Annotated in this window: 10 protein-coding genes; 2 read left to right on the forward strand and 8 right to left on the reverse strand. The window is 67.7% G+C overall.

From position 1 onward, the window contains the following. The 3 genes from AB0K09_RS12685 to AB0K09_RS12695 form a co-directional block, all read right to left on the reverse strand. Nucleotides 1-345: DUF4357 domain-containing protein (locus AB0K09_RS12685; protein WP_366065339.1), on the reverse strand; the 345-nt coding region annotated here is incomplete at its 3' end. Nucleotides 346-450: 105 nt separating this feature from the next. Next, nucleotides 451-720 carry a DUF6255 family natural product biosynthesis protein gene (locus AB0K09_RS12690; RefSeq protein ID WP_366065340.1) on the reverse strand — a complete coding sequence of 90 codons (270 nt, stop codon included), beginning with the start codon at nt 718-720 and terminating at the stop codon, nt 451-453. Continuing rightward, nucleotides 720-1,643 (reverse strand): ATP-binding protein, encoded by a 924-nt coding sequence (locus AB0K09_RS12695; RefSeq protein WP_366065341.1) that lies wholly within the window; start codon nt 1,641-1,643, stop codon nt 720-722. Before AB0K09_RS12695 ends, AB0K09_RS12690 begins: the two co-directional genes overlap by 1 nt. Nucleotides 1,644-1,839: 196 nt before the next feature. Here AB0K09_RS12695 and AB0K09_RS12700 point away from each other — a divergent pair, with 196 nt between their 5' ends. Continuing rightward, nucleotides 1,840-2,694 (forward strand): helix-turn-helix transcriptional regulator, encoded by an 855-nt coding sequence (locus AB0K09_RS12700; RefSeq protein WP_366065342.1) that lies wholly within the window; start codon nt 1,840-1,842, stop codon nt 2,692-2,694. Beyond that, nucleotides 2,694-2,900, forward strand: coding sequence for a DUF397 domain-containing protein (locus tag AB0K09_RS12705; protein ID WP_366065348.1), 207 nt, complete (start codon nt 2,694-2,696; stop codon nt 2,898-2,900). The genes AB0K09_RS12700 and AB0K09_RS12705 overlap by 1 nt, the downstream gene beginning before the upstream one ends. On the opposite strand, the gene AB0K09_RS12710 is transcribed toward AB0K09_RS12705, so the two are convergent. From AB0K09_RS12710 to AB0K09_RS12730, 5 genes are all read right to left on the reverse strand, one after another. Further along, nucleotides 2,897-4,138: a hypothetical protein gene (locus AB0K09_RS12710; RefSeq protein WP_366065343.1), complete on the reverse strand. Its 1,242-nt coding sequence runs from the start codon at nt 4,136-4,138 to the stop codon at nt 2,897-2,899. The genes AB0K09_RS12705 and AB0K09_RS12710 overlap by 4 nt on opposite strands. Nucleotides 4,139-4,258: 120 nt before the next feature. Next, nucleotides 4,259-8,407 (reverse strand): DNA methyltransferase, encoded by a 4,149-nt coding sequence (locus AB0K09_RS12715; RefSeq protein WP_366065344.1) that lies wholly within the window; start codon nt 8,405-8,407, stop codon nt 4,259-4,261. Then, nucleotides 8,407-11,328, reverse strand: coding sequence for a DEAD/DEAH box helicase (locus AB0K09_RS12720; RefSeq protein WP_366065345.1), 2,922 nt, complete (start codon nt 11,326-11,328; stop codon nt 8,407-8,409). The genes AB0K09_RS12715 and AB0K09_RS12720 overlap by 1 nt, the downstream gene beginning before the upstream one ends. Before the next feature lie 43 nt (nt 11,329-11,371). Continuing rightward, nucleotides 11,372-17,716, reverse strand: a complete 6,345-nt coding sequence (locus tag AB0K09_RS12725) for a protein kinase (RefSeq protein WP_366065346.1) — start codon at nt 17,714-17,716, stop codon at nt 11,372-11,374. A gap of 149 nt (nt 17,717-17,865) precedes the next feature. After that, on the reverse strand, nt 17,866-19,772 hold a 1,907-nt coding region (locus AB0K09_RS12730), incomplete at its 5' end, for a DEAD/DEAH box helicase (protein WP_366065347.1).

The raw sequence follows: 19,772 nt of genomic DNA on the forward strand, positions 1-19,772 counted from the left end.
GCCGTCGTCGGTCTTCCACTCGGTCCAGCCGTTGGAGTTGCGGCCGAGAAGAACAGCCGCTGCTTCGGAGGAGGAGTTGAAGGTGATCCCTTCCGCTGTCTCCAGCCAGCCGGGCCATCTCGGCGACGGTTTGATCCGTCCTTCCGCGATCAGCTGTTGGCGCATCCTGTGAGCGGAGGCGGCTCGTCGAGGGAAGGACGCCACGGTGTCCAGACGTACGGGCTGCCCCGGGCCGACGACGAACTTCCGGCTGCCGTTCGTCCCCATTGCGTTCGTCTGCCGCCCGTGCGCCACAGGTCCGCCGTTCGGCAGCCGGAGGTGGAGGGGAGGGTACTCGTCGGCCATGGTCTCCTCGCTCGGCTCGCTCGGTTGATCACGCGTCGTGCACGAAGCCTGGGGGGAGCCACTGACAGCGGCTCCCCGTCCGGAAATTCTGCGGTGCAGCCGGCCTCAGGCAGTAAGGCAGACCATCGCGCCGCCGCACGCCCAGCTGCTGAGGCGGCGGTACACCCTGCGGGAGACCGCGATGGCGGCCAGGCGGTCCGAGCGGGCCTTGTCACGGGGCGCCGGGGTCGACTCGACCGGCAGCCCGGGCGGGAGCAGCGCACCGTAGTGCGTGAAGCGGCGGGTGCCGCACGAACGGCAACGTTCCTCGCCGTCGGCCGAGTCCCAGCCGGACGCGTGGGGACAGCTGTCGACGAGACGACCTGTACTGCGCATCAGCACCTCCCTGGGGTGCTCGTCGGGAACAGGGCCTGGAGCGGGGTGGGGGGAAGGTCGGTGACAGGGGTCCAGGGACCGTTGCTCTTCGACGGCTTCGGGGAGCCGGGCGGGGTCTCGAAGAGGTACCAGAAGTGGAGCCGGTCCCGCGGGGATGTGCAGTCGGAGGCGCCCGCCGGTCGCGGTTCGATGAGCAGGGGCGGGGCGGTGGCCGGCCCCGCGTCGAGCCGCAGACCGGTTCCCCTGGTGATGATTCTCCGGGCGGCCGCTGCCGGCGAGCTGTCCTCTTGCGTCAGCGTTCCCTCAAGAACGCACGCCATGTCGCCGTCGCGTACGACCGCACCGATGCTGATCGCGAGGCACCATGGGGTGCAGGACTCGCCGGTGGCCAGGTGGTCGCAGGCGCGACGGGTGTGGCGGACGACCTGCGGCAGGCGGTCGGGGTGCGTCAGCCCGTAGCGGAAGATCTCCCGGACGATGTCCCCGCCCTTGACCGTCCCGGTCGGCAATGCCGCCGGCGAGACGTCGAACAGGCAGTGGATCTCCTTGCCCACGTCGTCCGGCGGCCGTACGACCTTCCAGCCGCCGTGGGTGAGCGTGTCAACCAGTGCAAGTCTGCGCCCGGTTGTCCGGCTCGCCCGTGGTCGCTGCCTGACCGGCATGCCGGGACAGTCGTCCCTGATGCGGACGTGCAGGAGGTACGCCTTGTGCTCCAGGGTCAGGGTGCAGCGTTTGCTCGGGACGTGATCGAGAACGTTGGTCAGCAGCTCGTTGACGACGGTCAAGATGTCGTCGGCCGTGGTCGCCATGCCCCAGCCGTGCAGCTGGCTGCGCGTGATCCGGCGCACCGTGGCCAGGTCAACTGGTCTGAGCGTGAGCTCCATGTGGAGCTTGCGGTCGGAGTGGTGGGTGTGGATCGTCATTTCCCCTCCAAGATCGTGGGGTTCTGCTCTGGGCCGGGGCGTGTCGTCGTGTGTGACACCCGCATGCGGTGAGCGATGACGGGATCCTGAACCGGGAAACATCGCTTAGGCAAGTATTCCTACGGCGAAGCTCACTATCGAGTGAACGCCTCCGTGACATGTGTTCCTGTGGGTGTGGTTGCGTCATCATGCGGCCATGCCTCAGAGCGACATGCCAACGATGCGAAGCAAGCGCCTCGGGAGCGAGCTGCGCCGCCTACGCCTCGCGAGCGGACTCAAGGTTTCGCAAGTTGCGGAGCTGCTGGAGTGCGGTCAGCCCAAGATCTCTCAGATCGAGAACGGCAAACGTGGCATCCGACAGATCGACCTGACGCTCCTGCTCGACAAATACGGTGTGGCGGACGCGACATACCGACAAAGCCTGAAGCAGCTGGCGCGGGACGTGCACAAGGTCGACTGGTGGTCCTCGCAGGGGCCGCTCATCCACGACACGCTGCGGGACTACCTGACGTTGGAAGCGGACTCCGAGTTGGTGCGCGGCTACGAACCGACGGTGATTCCGGGTTTGCTGCAGACTGAGGCGTACATGATGCAGTTGTTCACCCTGGTAGAGCCGATAGAACGTGTGGACGCTCTGGTGGACGCACGCATGAGGAGGAGGGAACTGCTGGACCAGCATCCAGGCTTCAGGTTCTGTGCCATCGTGGATCAGCTCGCCTTGCATCGGATTCCTGGCGCACCGGAGCAGGTGACCGAGCAGCTCATGCATCTCGTCGAGGTGAGCCGGCGCCCCAACGTCACACTGCAAGTTCTGCCGCTCAAGGCACAGTTGCCAGTTGATCAATATGTGCCGTTCTGCCTCTTCACCCTGCGTGGTGAGGCATCGATCGATGTGGCATGGTTGGAACACATGACCGGTGGTACGTTGCTGGAGCAGCGGCGCGATGTGCAGACCTACAGCCAAGCATGGGCTGCACTGACAGCAGCAGCGCTTCCCCCTTCCGACTCCCGGTCGTGGATGCACGACCTTGCGAAGGAAGTCAGACCATGATGCCCGAGCAAGGATCGCCTCACGCCGAGGCCTGGTACACAAGCAGCTACAGCGGCAAAGACAACAACTGCGTTGAATACTCGCGGCTCGTCGACGGCCGCCATGCCATCCGGGATACCAAGGACCCTAGGCGTCGAATATCCATTTACTTTACGAACACCGCCTGGCAGGCGTTCATAGAGAGCCAAAAGAGATCGACTCGTTAGTCCAGCGGGAACCACTCTTCGACCTCAGGTGCCTGGCGGGGCATGAGTACTTCCTGGGCCCGTGCGTTGCGGGCCTCCAGCCGCCCACTCTCGTGGTTGAGGTGGAAGACGAATGCCTTGGCCTGGTCGGCGAACGTGGCTGCCGGTCGGCTGACGCTCCCTTCAGTGATCAGGATCAGCCGTTTGGGGATGTCCTCGCCGGCTGCCGCTGCCACGCCGTTCAGCTTCTGCATCTCGGAGGACGATACGTCCTTGGCCTGGGGGCGCCACTCGACGTGGAAGTGGTCGGAGTGGATGAGGGCATCACCGTCGCCCTCCCTCAGATCGCCGAAGCCGAAGGCGGTCAGCTGACCGAGTATGGATTCCGCGATCTTTTGGGTTCGCATGTGCTTCGGCCGCTGGACAGCGGTGTCGTGGAACAGCTCATCCAGGGGCACCTGGGTCGCCGCATCCAGGGGGAAAAGCGCATGCTGGGTTGCAAGAAGCGGCTGATGTCCTCGCGGTGAAGGTCTGGGTGCCGTCCATGTCTTCGGCCCAGAGCTGATCAGTTCGGCTACTGCGGAGGCTGGAAGGTCCTGAAGGCGTATGCCGGGCGTCGGGGCGGTCCCGAGCCCAAGAGATCGGCTGATGTCGACGCGGCTCCAGGCTTCCCGGCTCGTGTCGTACCAGTCGACGAACCAGCCGAGGTGCGGCTTGATCGAGACTCGGACTTCGGCACCGGGGACAGTGACGTCTGCGTAGGCGCCGTCATTCCGGTCGGCGATCCTGATTCGCGGGTCACGAAAGGAGCCTTGGGGCCTGTACCTGTTTCGCCCCACCGCCCGTCGCACATGGACGCCCTGCCGGACCAGGATGCCGGCGAACTCGGTTATCTCCGACGGCTCGCTCTCGTTCCAGCACCAGGGCGATGGGACAGGTGCCTCGTTGAGAAATGCAGTTGCTTGCGCGTGCAGTGCGTCAACCAGGATCTCGTCAGATGTGTCCAGCGGCCATACGCAGGGCGGGGTGTGCATCGGTGGATCCATCGTGGCCCAGACAGTGCGGTGCCTCAGCTTTAGCAGCGTGAGCATCGCCCCTTTGCCGCCGGGGAGCTCGATCTTCAGGTACAGCGGGCCGCTGGAAGAAAAATGAACGAGGTGGACCAGTTCGGGATGGCGTTCCACCAGCAAGTTTTCGAGGCGCTGGAAGTACATGTAGTGGCCGAAGGTGGCAACCACGTCGCCGGGTGGGAAGGGCACGCGCAATGCTCCTCGTGGATTAAGGCGTTGGGGGTGCATGGCGGAGGGGCAGGTGTGGCCCTGCCGCCATGTCGCCGTGGCGTGGCTGTGGCTCGGGGTAAGCCACGCCACAGCGACTGATCAGGCTCGCGCGCCGTGCCGAGGGCCGTGGCCTGGCGGTGGGGTGAGGGTGGAGGTGTAGTTCCCGCCGTCCGTGAGCGGTGTCTCCAGGCTGAGCCCGGCTGCTTCCATCCGGTGGTACTCGGCCAGTACCAGGCGCTTGGTGCGGTACTCGCCGTACTTGGCGATTTCGTTGTTCTTGAGGCCGCCGTTCTCGGTCTGGAAGGACTCCAGGATGTAGTCGGTGTCCTCGCGGGAGACGCCGTAGAGGTGAAAGAAGTAGGCGTCGAGCTCGGCGCGAATCTGGGAGCGGCGCTCTTCGTGCCAGACGAAGGGGGGGCCGAATTCTCCGAGGTCATTGGCAAGTGGTTCCATGTCCCAGGCGCTATACACAAGCTCCAAGGTTCGGGGCACGAGGAAGCTGGCGTGTCTGTCGAGATCGTCAGGATGTGGGACGGGGAGTTGCTTCCAGACGAAGAGGGCCATGCTAATAGCCCCGACTTTTTGGCGAGACACATAGTCGAATGCCAGCGAACTCTGCGTTGCCACCAAGGTAGCCGTTAGGTGCGGTGAAACCTGGGGGAACAGCAACGGGAATTTGTGTCCCACTGCCGCTTTTGGTAAGAATGCTGCAATTGCCGTGCGTTCATCGGTTGTCCGGACTACGTCTCGCCATCCCACCAGCCATTGCCGCTCCCAGTTCAGTTCTTCCAGGCGAAGGTTTATGCCTGGCGCAGCAAGCTTCCTGCCTTTTCGTGTGGTTGGGACACGGCCGTCTTCCTGAACCCAGTAGCGAGGAAGTGCCGCACTGTAAGGGCATTCCTTGTCCCCTTGTGGAATTCGCTCATATTCATCATTGCCTAAACCGTAATAGCGGTTCCATCTATGATCGAAGAGATGGGTCATCTTCGCCTCGTAAAGAGGTAGCATTCTCTTGTCGTCGCGTGAGAATATGTTGCCCTGAAGTTCCCATCCTTCTTTCCTAAGTGTTTCCTGATCTCTGAACAAGTCTGAGTCGTCGGTCATGTGGAATGGCGTCGGCTTGAAGGTGATGTGCCACGGGTTGCCGTCTGGGTTTCCCTCCTCCACCAAGACGGGGACGCGACTTTGGATACCCACCGTAAGGTCGGCATCCCTGCGGCTGCGAAAGACAGGCAGTGTTCCTGTGTTCGGGTTGATGAGAGTGATCTCATCCGGTGAGAGAGTGAAGACCGCGTTGCTGTTCAAGAGTTCATCTGGGTGGCCAAGGGAAAATGCGAAACGAGCGGCTGACTCAGTTAGGCCTCGACCGGTCAAAGAGATTAGCGAGAACGAGTAGCGAGAGTCGACTGCTGGAAAGAGTTTCTCCCGTCTTCCGTTTTCGAAGTCGTATAGGTGCTTAACGGAGCCTCGCCGTGTGAGGTCTTGAAATAGGTGCTGCGCGCCGGCCCCTGTGGCGATCTGTGTGGGCACCACCGTCCCGCAGCGACCTTTTGGGGAGGTGACGGACAGGAATCGTTCGGTGAAGAGCTGGTCCGTCTGAAGCGTGGTGACACCTTTAAGGGACAGACCCTTTCGCAACAGTGGGTAAGCCCCCGAAGACCCCAGAAACAGAAATGACGACTTCACCCTCCTCCGCGCCGCCCAGTACCGTGCCCCCTCCTCCGGGTGCTCGTCCGCCCATGCCGCGATCGCCGTTCGTCGCGCCGTGCCCGAGATCTCCGCCAGCGACGGCTCCACGACGCTGAAGTACTTCTTGTCCTCGAAGTCGACCTTGTCCCACGGCGGATTGCCCAGCAAGCAATCGAATCCGCCCGTCCACCCCGTGACCGGATCGACATCCTCCCCGGTCACACCCTTCGCCACCGGGAAGACATCCGGAAACTCCAAGTGCCAATGGAAGAATCGATACTCGGCACCCAGCCGCACGATCTCCCGTCGCGTCGCCTGCAGTGCCCCCTTCCCATCCGGGGACTCCAGCGACCGGAACACCCGCTGCGTCACCGGCGGCGGCGCCGAAGCCGTCTTCTCCCACATGAACGCCGCACACCACGCATCCGCAACCTGTACCGCGGTCACGCGCTCCGGTGACTCCAGCCACGCCCGGTAGCGCCTCGCCAGTGCGCGCACCTCAGCCACACGGTCCGTGGGGGAGCTCTCCACCAGATCGTGCAGCTCCTCGGCGAACGCGGCGTTCGAGACGCTCACCGACTCCTCTATCACCGCGTCCAGGGTGTAAATGCCCTGGTGCTCCTCGCGGTTCCGCTTGAGCCACTTCGCCGCGACCGACTTGTCGTCGCCCTCCACCGGCTTGAACGCCTCATCAGGAATCCCGCCCCGAAGCAGCGCCGGCGTCGCGCCGATCAGCCCGTTCCCGTGCTTGATGTGGCCGTCGAGGAAGCCCAGCGCCTTGCCCGGCTCCAGGGCCTCCATCCACAGCGAGACCTTGGCCAGCTCCACGGCCATCGGGTTGAGGTCCACGCCGTACACGCACCGCTCGATGACTTCGTGCAGCGCATGGCGCACCGCCTCCGCCGTCGGCTCCGGCGTGCCCTCCCGCACGGCCGCCACGCGCTTGGCGATGCGGCGTGCCGCCGCAACCAGGAAGTGCCCCGAGCCGCACGCCGGATCGCAGACCTTCAGCGACAGCAGCTCGGAGACAACCGCCTCCGCTGCATCGAGCTGACCAGCCGCCACGGCCCGCTGCTCCCCGCGCTTCTGCGCATCGTCGAGCACCGGATCGAGCGTGGAGTCGAGCAGGACATCGACCAACGAGCTCGGCGTGTAGTACGAGCCCGTCTTCTTGCGCTCGTTACCGGCCCGCGTCACCAGCTCGAAGCAGCGCTCGCTCACGCTGTACTTCGGGACCAGCGCCAGCAGCGACTCGTAGATCGCGCCCAGTTCCTCCGCATCCAGCGTGCGATAGTCGACCGTCCGCCAGCGCTTGGCCTCCGTGTCGCGCACGACCGACAGGTGCCGGACCGCCGACAGCAGGTGTTCGTTCGCCAGGGACACGCCCTTCAGCGGGGCGTCCGCCTCCACCTCGTCGAACAGCCCACCGAGCCCCGGCAGGCCGAGCTCCGGGCGTCCCGCCTCGTCGCCGAGGGCGTCGAGGACGAGCCGCAGGGCCTCCCACCGGTCCGAGTGAGAAGTGCCCCGCCTCCGTCGGGCCTGGTCCCGCAGCCGTGCGGTGGAGAAGTACCGCGCATAGCGCTCACGCGCCTCCTCGTCGGCCCCTGGGTGGTGCAAGGCACCCCGGTCCTCGGCGACGAAGACGAACAGCAGCCGGTAGACCAGCCGCAGCAACGCCGCGTGGTAGGCGTTGACGTCGAGGTTCTCGCGCAACGCGCGGTTAGCCGCGGCCGGGTGCTTGAGGAAGCCCGTGCCCAGTTCCCTGAGCGCCAGGCGCACGCCCTCGCTGATGTCGTCGAGGAAACGAGCGCCGAGGCGGATCGCGGTGTCCCGCCACAGCTCCAGCCAGCAGCCGCGCTGGGACCGGCCGTCGCCCTCCGGGGCCTCGAAGCGGGAGGCGTGCACCAGCCGGTACAGCAGGACGAACTCGCTGAACAGCTCGCCGTCGAAGATGGCTTCGAGATCGAACTCGACGTACGAGGTCGTCGCCAGGGCGTTGGAGTCCCGCAGCAGCCGCAGTCGGCGCCCGTTGGTCAGCAGTGCCCACAGGTGGGCCTCGGCCCGGTTCAATGCTTCCTGCAGCAGTGACTGCGGTGCCGGGACTCCCGCTCCCTGGCGCTTGTCGAGGGAGGCATGCCATGTGGTCACGTGGACCAGCGTGTTCTCGCGCCGATGGCTGACCAGGAAGGTCTTCGTGCCGTCGTCGGCGGCGATGCCTCCGGCCCCCACCGCCGTGAGGCGGCCGAAGCCCAGGGCCTCGAAGAACGGCTCCACCCAGTTCACCCGGGCATGGCCCGTGCTGTCATGGGGGACGGCGGACTCCGGCGCGGCCGGCAACCTCTCACGCATCTCGCGCCACAGCGACTTGAGGTTGTCCCAGTGCCGTTCCGCCTCGTCGCGCACCGACCGGGATCCGGGGATGCGGTAGTCGGCCGGGGCGAGACCGCGGAGGTCCTTGGAGATCCTGCCCTCGGAGATGCGGACCAGCATGTCGGCCGGCAGCAGCCCACCGACCGTGTGCACGGCCGAGAACACCTGGTTGCGGGTGGTGGCGGACATCAGACGCTCTCTCCAGCGGCAGCGGGCAGGTAGACGTAGGTGCCGAGGATGTCGGCGGGTTTCTGAGCGGTGACGGACAGACCTCGGACGATCTCGCCGGAGGCGGTGCGCACCCGCCGGTGCGAGGCATCCAGCTCCGCGGCGAGGTGGTCGCCGTACGACTCCAGGTGGGCGGAGGTCCCGGGGAGCTGGGTGAGGACGCGGCTTACCGTGCGCTCCCCGAAATAGGGGTTGGTGTTCTGTGAGGCCGTGGCGTTGAGCAGTGCCTTGGCCCGCTCCGGGGCCAGCCACACCGCGTTCGTCGGTGATCCCTCGAAGGCCAGCAGCCGGGCGTCCTCCGCCACCAGCTGCTTCTCGCCGTGGCGAGAGGGGAGCGTGAGGTGGAAGCGATAGCGGACGAGGAGCAGGGTCGTGCGGGTGGCGACCGCATCGGTCGTGATCACGCCGCAGCGCCGGGCCGGGCGGGCTCCCTCGACCCGGGTGTCGAGGGCGGCGTTGAGGACATGGGAGGCGATGGCGCCGACGACCGGGTCCGTACGCACCAAGGCCGCCTCGCCGCGCGCCACCGCCGGGTCGGTGCGGAAGGGGATCGGGCGATCGTTCTCGATGGTCTCCGCTCCGGCAGTCTGCGCGAGCGCGTCCCGCAGGCCGGCGGGCGCTCCGCCCACCTGGGCGGTGAAGCCCGGGCCCTCCTCGCGCAGGACGGCGTTCAGCGCGCTCAGCGATTCCCGTACGAAGTCGCGAATCTCGCCGGCGCCGCCCAGTGCCTCACGAATCGCCGCGACCTCGCGGGCCACCTCCTCCGGGTGTACGGAACGCTGCGCGAACCGCGAACGCGATGCCTTCTCGCGCTCTGCCGCCGAGTTCCAGTCGCTGTCCAGCCTGGCGGTGCTCACCTTGAACGCGTCCGCGCTGAAGAGCGCGTCCTCGTCCTCCCGGCCGCGCATCAGGAGCCATTCGACGATGGCATCGGTGACGCCCGTCGACAGCTCGTCCGGCACGGAGACGGAGATGCCGAGGTCTTTTTTGATCTGGCGGTGCTTCTTGATGAGCACGTCCAGGACCTTGCCGTCGATGCCGTTGTCCTCGCCGTAGAGCGTGATGACGCGCACCCGGTCCCTGCGCTGGCCGTACCGGTCGACGCGGCCCTCGCGCTGGTCGTGGCGGGTCGGGTTCCAGGCCAGGTCATAGTGGATAACTGCGTCGAAATGGTGTTGAAGGTTGACGCCTTCGGATAAGCAGTCCGTAGCGACGAGGACACGGCGTGCAGCGGCGCCCTCCCCGGTCTCCTCGGCGAGCTTCTCGATGCGTTCGATGCGCTGCTGCGGGGAGAGCGTGCCGGTGACGGAGGCCACGACCGTCTTCGCCCCGAGCGGGCCGCGCCTGCCGTCCCGGTTCTCCAGCTGACCGGCCAAGTAGTCGGCCGTGGGGATGTATCGGCAGAAGACGATCGGGTTGTACCCGTCGGCGAGCAGCGCCTTGAGGTGCTTGATGAGCGCCTTGAGCTTGAGGTCCTCATCCGGCCCCTCAAGCTTCCGGGCGCGCTCGGCGAGCTCCGCCAGCCGGCTTCGGCGACTGTCCGCCGCGATCTCCGCACCCGGTGCGACGTCCATGCCCTCCATGGCATCGCTGTCGGCCGCGTCGCTGATGAGCGGCGCGCCGAGCCGGTCGGCTTCCTCGGCCGAGGCCGCTACGGCCGCGGCCGAGCGTGTCCGCAGCGTTTGGGCGGCGGCGCGGGGCGACGACACCAGGGAACGCAGCAGGGCGATCGCGGACCACCAGGCGATCCGTGACTCCCGTTTGCCCTGGCCGTCCGCCTCCTCCACGCGCTCACGCGCATAGGCGATGGCGTCGTCGAGCAGGGAGCGGTACTCCGGCGACAGCTTGTAGGTGGCGTTCTTGAAGTCACGGTCCGAGGGGAAGGCGGTCCGCTCGGCAAGGGCGTCGTCGTCGAGCCCGTCCTCCCTGGTGAGGTACTGGCGTACGTCGGCCCGTTTGCGCGCCACGAAGTACTGGGCGAGGAGTTTGCGGCCCGCCTCCGACTCCAGGTTCACCTCGGCCAGTTCCGGCTTGACCAGCCCCAGGAGGTTGCGGAAGGCGGACTCCTTTCCGCTGTGCGGGGTGGCCGTCACCAGCAGCAGGTGGCGGGTGGCGTCCTCTGCGACCCGGCGCAGCAGCTCGTGGCGCAGCTGGTTCTGCGAGCCGGCCGCGGCGTCGTCGGCGGCCACACAGGTATGGGCCTCGTCCACGATCACCAGGTCGGGGCAGTGCCGGACGAAGTCGTCCCGGTGGCGGGGCGACTTGATGAAGTCCGTCGACACGATCACGTTCGGGTATCTGTCGAAGAGCGACTGCCCCAGGTCCAGGCTCCGCTCGAGCCGGGAGACCGTCGAGGCGAGCACCAGCTCCGCGTCGATGCCGAACTTGCTGCGCAGCTCCTGCTGCCACTGCTCCGCGAGGGCGGGGGAGCACAGGACCGCCAGGCCTGTGGCCTCGCCCTGTGCGAGCAGCTCGCTCGCGATCAGTCCGGCCTCGATCGTCTTCCCGATGCCCACGTCGTCGCTGATGAGCATGCGCACGGTGTTCTGCCGCAGTGCCATGAGCAGAGGGACGAGCTGGTAGGCGCGCGGCTCCACCGCGATGCCGGCGAGCGACCGGAACGGGCCGGCGCCGGAGCGGAAGCCGATCCTCAGGGCCGTACGTAACAGCCCGGCCGCGCGTTGGTCGCCCAGATCGTCCGGCTCCGGCGGCGCGAACTGCGCGCCCCGTACCTCCTCGAAGGCCGGGAAGACGGCGGCGATGTCGTCGTCGGAGCCGCCCAGCGGGCGCAGCACGAGGAGGTCGGGCCGGCTCTCGGGGAGCACCACCCACTCGCGGCCGCGAGCGGTGACGAGAGAACCCGTGGAGTACGTCAGTGGCATGTCGGTCGTCGAGTCCTGAGTCCTGAGGTTGGTGAGCGGCGGGTCAGCGGGCGGCCGGGCTGCCGAAGTAGCGGGAGTGGACGGCGGCGATCGCGTCCCAGTCGGCGCCGTGGGGGAAACGGACGGTGTCCCAGCTGGCGTCGATCAGGCGCTCCTCGGCGTCCTCGTCCCGCAGGGCGTCCTGCTCCTTGTGCGGGGTGTCCACGAAGACGGCCAGCTTCACTCCGGGCAGCCGGTAGACGAAGTCCGGGGTCGCGTTGGCCTCCGTGAGGAAGGTGCCCGCCGCGTCCGGAAGGCGCAGGCCCCGGGCCTTCACCCAGCCCAGGAAGTCGCCCTGCGCCGCGAGCTCGGCCGCGGTCGTCTCGACGGCCGTGAGCCCGGCCGGCGACTGGTCGACCAGGCGCCGGAACTGCTCGGAGCGGGACTCTCCACGAGACTCCCGGTGCGCCGTCGCCGAGGCGAAGCGGACCAGCAGATCGCGCACGGTGTGGCGGTTGATCAGCGCGTGGTTGAGCTGGTTGCCGTACGTCAGAAGGCACTCGTAACAGCCGAGCTCGCACTCCCGGTCCGGGTGCGGGCCCCCCAGGTCGGTTCCATCGTCGGCGAAGTGGCAGATGGACAGGGCGTACCTGGCCGCCTTGGCGAGGGCGTCCGTCTCCGCCTGCAACCGTCGCAGCACACCCGCACCGCCCTCGGCCGCCTCCATGAACAGGATGCGGTTGCGGGGGCCGTCGTCCGGTGGCAGGAGCTCGCTGGAGAGCTCGACGTCCTCCAGCTCGAACGCGGCCTCGATGCCGCGCTCGAGCGCGTACATGAGGGAGAGCGCGACAGGTTCGGGCAGCGGATCCGCCAACGTCATCACGAGGATGTTGCGGCGGTCCTCGACATACGGGATGACCCGTTGCTTGCGACGGCGTTCGTTGCCGTCCCGGTCGATCACGGGAAGCTCGCCGGAGTCGCCGGACGCCTCGGAGGCATCCTTGTCGTTCATCCAGCGGCCGTCGGCCAGATCGAGCCAGTAGCCGGCCGGCTCGCCCTCCTTGGCCCGCACCCGACCGGTGTTGGTGATCCTGACCGTGGCCGAGTCACCGTAGGCCAGCTCGGCCAGCCGGCCACCGGCGGTGTCGTCGGCCGACGCGTTCAGCCGGCCCTTGCGGGTGCCGTGGTCGTGGAAGCGGTAGGACGTCTGCAGCTTGAAGCCGGCTCTGCGCCGCTCCTCCTCGTCGGAGGAGATCCGCTCCCGGCGCGTGGTGTACACGGTGTGCAGTTGTAGCAGGCCGTGGGTCGCATCGCCCAGGCGTGCACCGCACATCGCGCAGAGGTCCTCGCGCCGAGCCGGGTCGTGGTGGTAGCCGCAGTGCGCGCAGCGGCGGGCCGAGCCGGTGGCCAGGTCGCCGGAAGAGTCCGGCGGGATCTGGATGCGGGTCACCTGATAGCGGGCGCCCTCGTGGTACACGAGCGCCCCCGGGCCGAACTCCCTGATCGCCAGGAAGCGCGGCCGCTGGAGGTAGTCACCGTCTCCGCGGCGGCCTGCTCTCGGGATGTATGCGGCGAGCGGAAGGCGCGGGAAGCTGTAGCCGGGCAGGAAGCCCTCGGACGCCAGGTAGCGGTAGGGGTTGAAGTCGGAGAGCACGGACTTGCTGTCGACGCTTTCGTTCATCAGCAGATTCAGCTGGATCTCCGCCTCAAGACGGCGGGAGTTGGCCCGCCTGCGGTCCCCTTCGGTGAGGCTGTAGTCGAGCCGACGCTTGTTCTGGATGTACTGGTCGGTGAGTGCGGCACGGAACAGCTGGCGCCAGCGGTCGAAGGCACGGTCGAACCGCTCCGGCACCGTGCGGACCTTGTCCTGGATCCAGTCGTCGTGCCACCACGTCGTCTCGGCGAAGTCGGGGAGCAGCGGGCCGAGGACGCGCAGTGCCTGGTCCACGGTCCGGCTCTGGGCACCGGCGTCGTGGGAGCCGTCGTGGATGTGGGGCAACAGCTCCAGCTCAGGGTCCGGCCGGTCACCTGTGTCCGGGTACGACACGTCCAGGACGTCGGGCACCGCACGCCCCAGCTTCAGGCCGGCCTCGGCGAGCCAGATGGCCTGGAGGTGGGAGAGGACCAGGTCCTCGTTGGCGAGGTCGAGGCGCGGTGGGGCGACGGCGCCGGCCACCATGCGCTCCGAGCGGCGGAAGTAGTACTGGTCGTGGCTGTTGCCCGTCGCACAGTACGTGGTCACCAGGGCTGGCTGGCCGCTGCGGCCCGCACGACCGGAGCGCTGCGCGTAGTTGGCGGGAGTGGGCGGCACGTTGCGCATCAGCACCGCGTTGAGCGAGGAGATGTCGACGCCCAGCTCCATGGTGGGGGAGCAGTAGAGCAGCTTCAGCTGGGCGGTGCGGAACTCGTCCTCACGCTTCGCTCTCTCTTCCGGCGGTACCTGTGCCGTGTGCTCGCGTGCGAACAGTCCTGCGAGGGCGGCGGCCGCCTCCCTGTACAGGTCGCGGAAGAACGTGTTGACCCGCGGGCCGTCCCCGCTCTGGTAGGTGCGGGTCAGCGGGTCGTGCGCCCCCGCTTCACCGTCGCCTGCACGCCAGACGAGCGTCTGCGCGGCCACCCGGTATCCGCTCGCGGCGGAGGCGGCCGGTCTGCGGTGTCGTCCGGCGCGCTGCGGAGTGGCCGAGACCTCCTTCACCAGCCCGGCTGCGGCCAGGACCGTCAGCAGCTCCTCAATGACCAGCTGGAGATCCGCTGGATCGAGGTTCCGGAAGGAACTGTCGGCACGCCGCAGGTATTTGCCGAACTTGCCGCGTGCGGACAGGAACAGCCCCGAGCGGTCCATGCCCGGCCGGGACGGGTGCGGATATGCGGTACCCACACGCGGCTTGTCCGACTCGGACAGGATCCACGGATCCACGAGGCGTTCTTCACTGGCCCGCTGCAGGGCGTCGAAGTCGTCCCGGAAGTAGGACACGTCGATGGCGAGGGAACGGCGCATCTCGTCGAGCAGCGTCTTGGTGATCTCCGCACGAAGTGCGGGGTCACCGTCGCGCAGCGCCCGGTGGGTGCCGGCCCATCGGTCCTGTCGCGCGGCCAGCCAGTCGAGATCCGCATAGTCGATCCTGAGCAGGCCTGTCTGCTCAAGGTTCGGCATGGTGATCCGCCAGCCGCGTTGCAGGTCGATGTAGAGCCGGAAGGCGATCACGTCACGGAGCGTCCTGGCCGCGGCATGGGCGAGCGAGGGCGGCAGATCGTCCTGGCCCGTGTAGTCGGCCGGGTCCAGAGCGAGCGCGTCCGCGACGGCCGACGCCAGCTCCTCGTGGTGGACGCCTGCCTCGCCCGCCGCCAGGGCCGCCTTGTACAACGCTCCGCGCAGCTGCGTGACCTGGACGAAGTCGTTGAAGTGACCGGCCTGCAGGGAGGCGTCCTGCCGGTTGTCGACGAACGTGAGGAGCTTGCGAGCCTCTTTGTCCAGGGCCCCTTCCGGTACCGACTTCAGCGACCGCACGACCGACGTGGAGATCAAGGACGTCGCCGACGAGCGGCCCTCCTGGTCCAGCGTCGCCAGCTTGGCGAAGTCCTTGCCGCGCGTCTGCTCGTAGGACACACCGCAGTGCAGGCAGAACAGGAAGGGGGAGGGCACGAACGCGGCCTTGAGATCGCCCCGGCCCTCGTAACCGAAGGCGTCGACGGTGACGGCGCGCGGCACCCGGTCCCGGTAGGTCTTCTTGACGACCTCCTGGCCCCGCTCGTCCAGTTCCAGCCACGACTCGGGCAGCCGCCGGTCGTCCACCGCGTACTGGAGACTGGACGGCCACTCCCGCTCGGGATCGGTGTACAGGTATCCGTCACCCTGCCGCCCGCCCGTGGCGGAGGTGTCACGGCGCGCCTCATAACGGACGGTGCCGTCCTTCTCGTTGCGCCAGACCGTCATGTACTCCTGCCCGCATTCGCGGCAGAACGCCAGGGGCATCAGCAGCTTTCCGCCGCTCTTCGGCTGCTCCAACTGGTATGAGCGCGTGAGGTGCCGGGAGAGCTTGTCCTCCAGGGTGACGTGGACGGTGTCGCCCTTGGAGAGGAACTGATGCAGCCGGAAGGCGAAGAGAGGCCGGCCCGTCTCCGGGTGCCGTGCCCGGGAGCCGGCCTCCAGGGTCGCCCGGATGGCCGCCGCGCACTGTTCCTCGGTGACTCCCGATCCTTCGGCCAGCTCGCGGGCGGCGACCTCGATCTTCGTCGGTCGTCGGCGCACCAGGCGGCCGGTGGCCTCGTCGGTCGCCAGGCCGAAGCGGGTCTCGATCCACCGAGCCAGCGGGTCGCGCACAAGATCCTCGTACGACTGCGGCGGCGCGGGTGCGGCGAGACGCTGGGCGGAGACGGTGCCGGGAGCCTCCTCGGTCGCACGCACAAGGGTTTCCCCGATGACGTGCTCGGGCCGTACCTGCGTGCCGAAGAGGGTGCTGGCCACTGCCGCGACCACCTTCTTCTGATCGTCGAGCGAGCCCTCTGTCGACATGGTGGCCGACGTGCCGATGCACTGGACATCCGGTGCCCGGCAGGCCTCGCGGACGCGCCGGATCAGCAGGGCCACGTCGGCGCCCTGCCGGCCGCGGTAGGTGTGCAACTCGTCGAAGACCAGGAACTGAAGGCCGCGGGCCATCTGGATGAGGCTGTCCCGGTCCGCGGGCCGGGTCAGCATCAGCTCCAGCATCACGTAGTTGGTGAGCAGGATGTCCGGCGGATTGTCGCGGATCTCCCTGCGCTTCTCGTCGTCCTCCTGGCCCGTGTACCGGGCGAAGGTGACCGGCTCGCGGCCCGCCGGGTAGCCGTCGCGCAGATATTTCTCCAGCTCCTTGAGCTGGCTGTTGGCGAGTGCGTTCATCGGGTAGACGATGATCGCCCGCACCCTCTTGGGCGCCCTGGGCCCTTCGGCGTCTCGGTCGTGCAGGACCTTGTTGACGATGGGGACGATATAGGCGAGCGACTTTCCGGAACCGGTCCCGGTCGTCAGTACGTACGAAGCGCGGGAGGTGGCGGCATCGACGGCCTCGCGCTGGTGCTGATGGAGAGTGAGGGTACGGCCGTCGGGAACCGTGCCGCGTTCCGTCTTGCCCGTCCGGAAGATCTTGGCGCACTCCTTGTGCAGCACGTGCTGGTCGGATAACTCCTTGACCGTTCCGCCGCTCTTGAAGAAGGGGTTGAGCGACAGCCAGGGGTCCGGCCACTGGGATTTGTCGTTCAGATCTTCTTCGACGAACTTCGCGATCCGGTCGTCACGGATGACGGTGCCGCCCTTGGTGAAGTCGCGGTAGTCCTCGATCAGGGTGCGGTGGACGCCGAAGACGTCCATGCTCACACGGGACGGCGACGGACGGGAACGCTCTGGTGTGCGGGGAGCGAGCGGCGTGACGGAGGACGGCTTCACCGAGAGCAGGACGCGTAACGGGTCGAGGGCGCCCCAGTGCGGAAGGGCGGAAACACCGCCGTCGCCGACCGGTGACGTCATGGACAGGAACGCGTCGCGTACGGCGGCGGCGTCGGAGGGGCGCTCGGCCGGGTCCTTGGCCAGCAGCCGGTGCACCAGGTCCGCCAGCTCCGGCGGCACCGCGGGTCGAACGATCCCTACGGGGGTGGGGTCCTGGCTGATGTGCCTGTGTCCCAGCTCATATGCCGAGCCGCTCGTGAAGGGCGGTACGCCGGCCAGCATTTCGTACAGCACACAGCCGAGCGCGTACAGGTCGGCCGTGTAGGTAACCTCTCTGGCCTCGAACTGCTCGGGAGCCATGTAGCGGGCGGTACCGACGCTGACCCCCGTACTGGTCAGCTGCGGCTCGTCCGGGTCATCGGCGATGCGGCCCATGCCGAAGTCCAGAACCTTCACCGTGCCCCCCATGGTCAGCATGACGTTGGCGGGCTTGAGGTCGCGGTGGACCACACCTGCTGTGTGGGCCGCGCTCAGACCGGCTGCGATCTGGGCCCCGATGGCGGTGGCCCACTCCAGCGGGAGCTGCCGCTCCTCCTCGATCAGATCACGTAAGGTCTCGCCGTCCAGAAGCTCCATGGCCAGATACGGCAGGCTGCCTTCGGCCTCGTCGACACCTCCGTCGACGATACGGGTGAGGTTGGGATGCTCAAGACGTCGCATGATGCGCACTTCGCGAGCGAACCGCGGGACGGCATTGCGGTCCGCACCCGCGTCGATCAGCGTTCCGGAGCGCCGGCGGAGCAGCATCTTCACGGCGACGGTACGGGCCGGATCCCCTTCCGCTCTGTGGAGATCCTCTGCCCTGTGGACTTCGCCCATGTTCCCGGTGCCGATGGCTCCCAGGAGCCGGAACCGCCCGCCGATCAGACGCCCGGTCACTGCCGCCGCCCCCTTTGATCCCCCACGCCGTGCAGACCCGCGTGTCATACGCACCAGGCGCGGCCATGTCCCCTCATGGCCGCGCCGTCGAGATTGCACACCGTAACCGTATGATGAACGTTTAGATATACGGCTGGCTTCTTGCCGTTGTCAATGCATCGGGTCCATGCGGGCCCGAGGCCGGTTGGCTCCGGCACTCAGTCGAACAGCGGCTCCAGCGCGCTGTCCCCGGCCAGGATCCGCCACGCCGGCACCCGGACGGTGTGTACCACCGGCCCTGCCTTCGCACCGTATCCACCGGACGGCAGTCCGGTGAGCAAGTCGGCACGTGCGTGCGTCAGCCGCAGGTGCCGTGCCGGGTCCCGGCCGGGTGGTGGCCCGTCGTCGATCAGGACCGCTGTGTTCGCGCCATTCTCGGTGAACAGCAGGTCCACGGTATGACCGCCGACCACCGCGGCTCGCTCCACGTCGGTGATCCCGCTTGCCGCCAAGTACTGCTGGAGCTGGTTGGCGAGCTGTTCGCGTCGAGGATCCGCGCCCCGTGCGTCGCCGGGGGACGTGTGAGGGGCATCGTTCGTCCCTGTCTGCAACAGGGACGAACGCCGCGCGAGCAGCGCCGGGAGCCCGTCCCGCTCCTGCCAGAAGGCATGACCGCCCACGGTGATGAGCTGTGACTTCGCCCGAGTGATCGCCACGTTCCACAAGTTGACCTGACTCGTCACCCAGTGGGTGGTCCGCGGCGGTGTGTTGCCTGCCGCAACCGGGCTCAGAAGCATGATGTCCCGCTGCCCGCCCTGGAAGGCGTGCACTGTGCCCACCCGCACCCGTTCGTCCCGCAACACCCGCTCGAGTGCTTCCTTCTGCGCCCGGAAAGGCGTTACGACACCCACCGTGGCGTCCTCGGGAAGCCTGGCCAGCAGGTCGTCCACCACGCGCCGGACGGCTGCGGCCTCCTCCGCGTTTCGCCATGACTTGTCGCCCGGGCCCCGCGCCGACTCGCCGTACGGAACGTCCACCCAGCCCAGGACAGGGGCCGGTTCGGCGGCGCCCAGCGGGACGAGTGCCGGAATCTGTCGTCGTACGTCCGTGAGAACCTGCAACTGACCTGCGTAGCAGTATCCGTTGACGATGTCCGCGATCGCGGGATGACAGCGATAGTGCTCGTCGAGGAGCAGCGCGGAATCGCCGTGCTGCGCGGCGGCGTGGTAGGAGGAGTGCACGTGGTACGCGAGCCTGTGGTCTTCCAGTTGCGCCGCGCTCAGCCCCGCCCGGGTCCTGGCCCGGTGCTCCTGCTCGGCCGAGACGTCCGCGATGTGCCCCAGCTGCATCGGGTCGCCGATGATCAGCGCTCGCCGGGCCCGGAAGAGCAGCGGCAGGACCGATGCGATGGAGCACTGACTCGCCTCGTCGATGACGACCAGGTCGAACAGCTTCGGCGTGAGCTCCAGCTGGCGCACCGAGTGGGTGCTGATGGCCCACGCCTTCACGTGCGTCATCAGGTTCTTCTGGCTCTTCTGGAACCCGGAACGGCGCCTGAGCGCCTGGAACCGCTGCCCCATCAGGCCCTGGGCGCGAGACAGCGCCTCGGCGGACGCGGCTCTGGCCAGCTCCGCCGACAGCTCCGACAGCGCGGCCGACAACTCCGTACGCGCCTGACGCAGCACCTTTTCGTCCCGCTGGAGGTGCAGGGGCCCGAGGTCCCTCAGTTCCCGCTCCGTATCTGCCGCCGCCGCCAGACTCGTCAGCAGCTCGGCAGTCACCGGACGTTCAGTGGCCCATGCCGGCCACCCGAGATGTGAGGCATCGGTCCTGGGCGCGGTGACCAGTGCCTTGAGCGCCCGGCTTCTGCGCCACCGACCGACCCACCCGCGCGCTGGGGCTGCCTTCCGAGCACGATCCGCCCAGTGGGCAAGGCGGGTGGTCTGTTCGTCGGCCCAGACGCCGGCTATGAGCGCAACCGGAAGTCCGAGTGCCGTCGCCTGTTCCTCGCGCCTTTCGAGCAGTTCCAGCAGCCGGACCTCCTCCTGCACCAAGCACGCCGCCTCCGCCCGACGGCCGGCGACGCGCGCGTGGGTGTTGCGCAGATCCCCCGCGACCGTCGCCG

Source organism: Streptomyces sp. NPDC049577 (assembly GCF_040675635.1).
Classification (GTDB): Bacteria; Actinomycetota; Actinomycetes; order Streptomycetales; family Streptomycetaceae; genus Streptomyces.

What these genes read in the sequence shown, in the direction of transcription:
- AB0K09_RS12690 (WP_366065340.1), bottom strand. Translation starts at nt 720, where the DNA reads ATGCGCAGTACAGGTCGTCTCGTCGACAGCTGTCCCCACGCGTCCGGC.
- AB0K09_RS12695 (WP_366065341.1), bottom strand. Translation starts at nt 1,643, where the DNA reads ATGACGATCCACACCCACCACTCCGACCGCAAGCTCCACATGGAGCTC.
- AB0K09_RS12700 (WP_366065342.1), top strand. Translation starts at nt 1,840, where the DNA reads ATGCCTCAGAGCGACATGCCAACGATGCGAAGCAAGCGCCTCGGGAGC.
- AB0K09_RS12705 (WP_366065348.1), top strand. Translation starts at nt 2,694, where the DNA reads ATGCCCGAGCAAGGATCGCCTCACGCCGAGGCCTGGTACACAAGCAGC.
- AB0K09_RS12715 (WP_366065344.1), bottom strand. Translation starts at nt 8,407, where the DNA reads ATGTCCGCCACCACCCGCAACCAGGTGTTCTCGGCCGTGCACACGGTC.
- AB0K09_RS12720 (WP_366065345.1), bottom strand. Translation starts at nt 11,328, where the DNA reads ATGCCACTGACGTACTCCACGGGTTCTCTCGTCACCGCTCGCGGCCGC.
- AB0K09_RS12725 (WP_366065346.1), bottom strand. Translation starts at nt 17,716, where the DNA reads ATGACACGCGGGTCTGCACGGCGTGGGGGATCAAAGGGGGCGGCGGCA.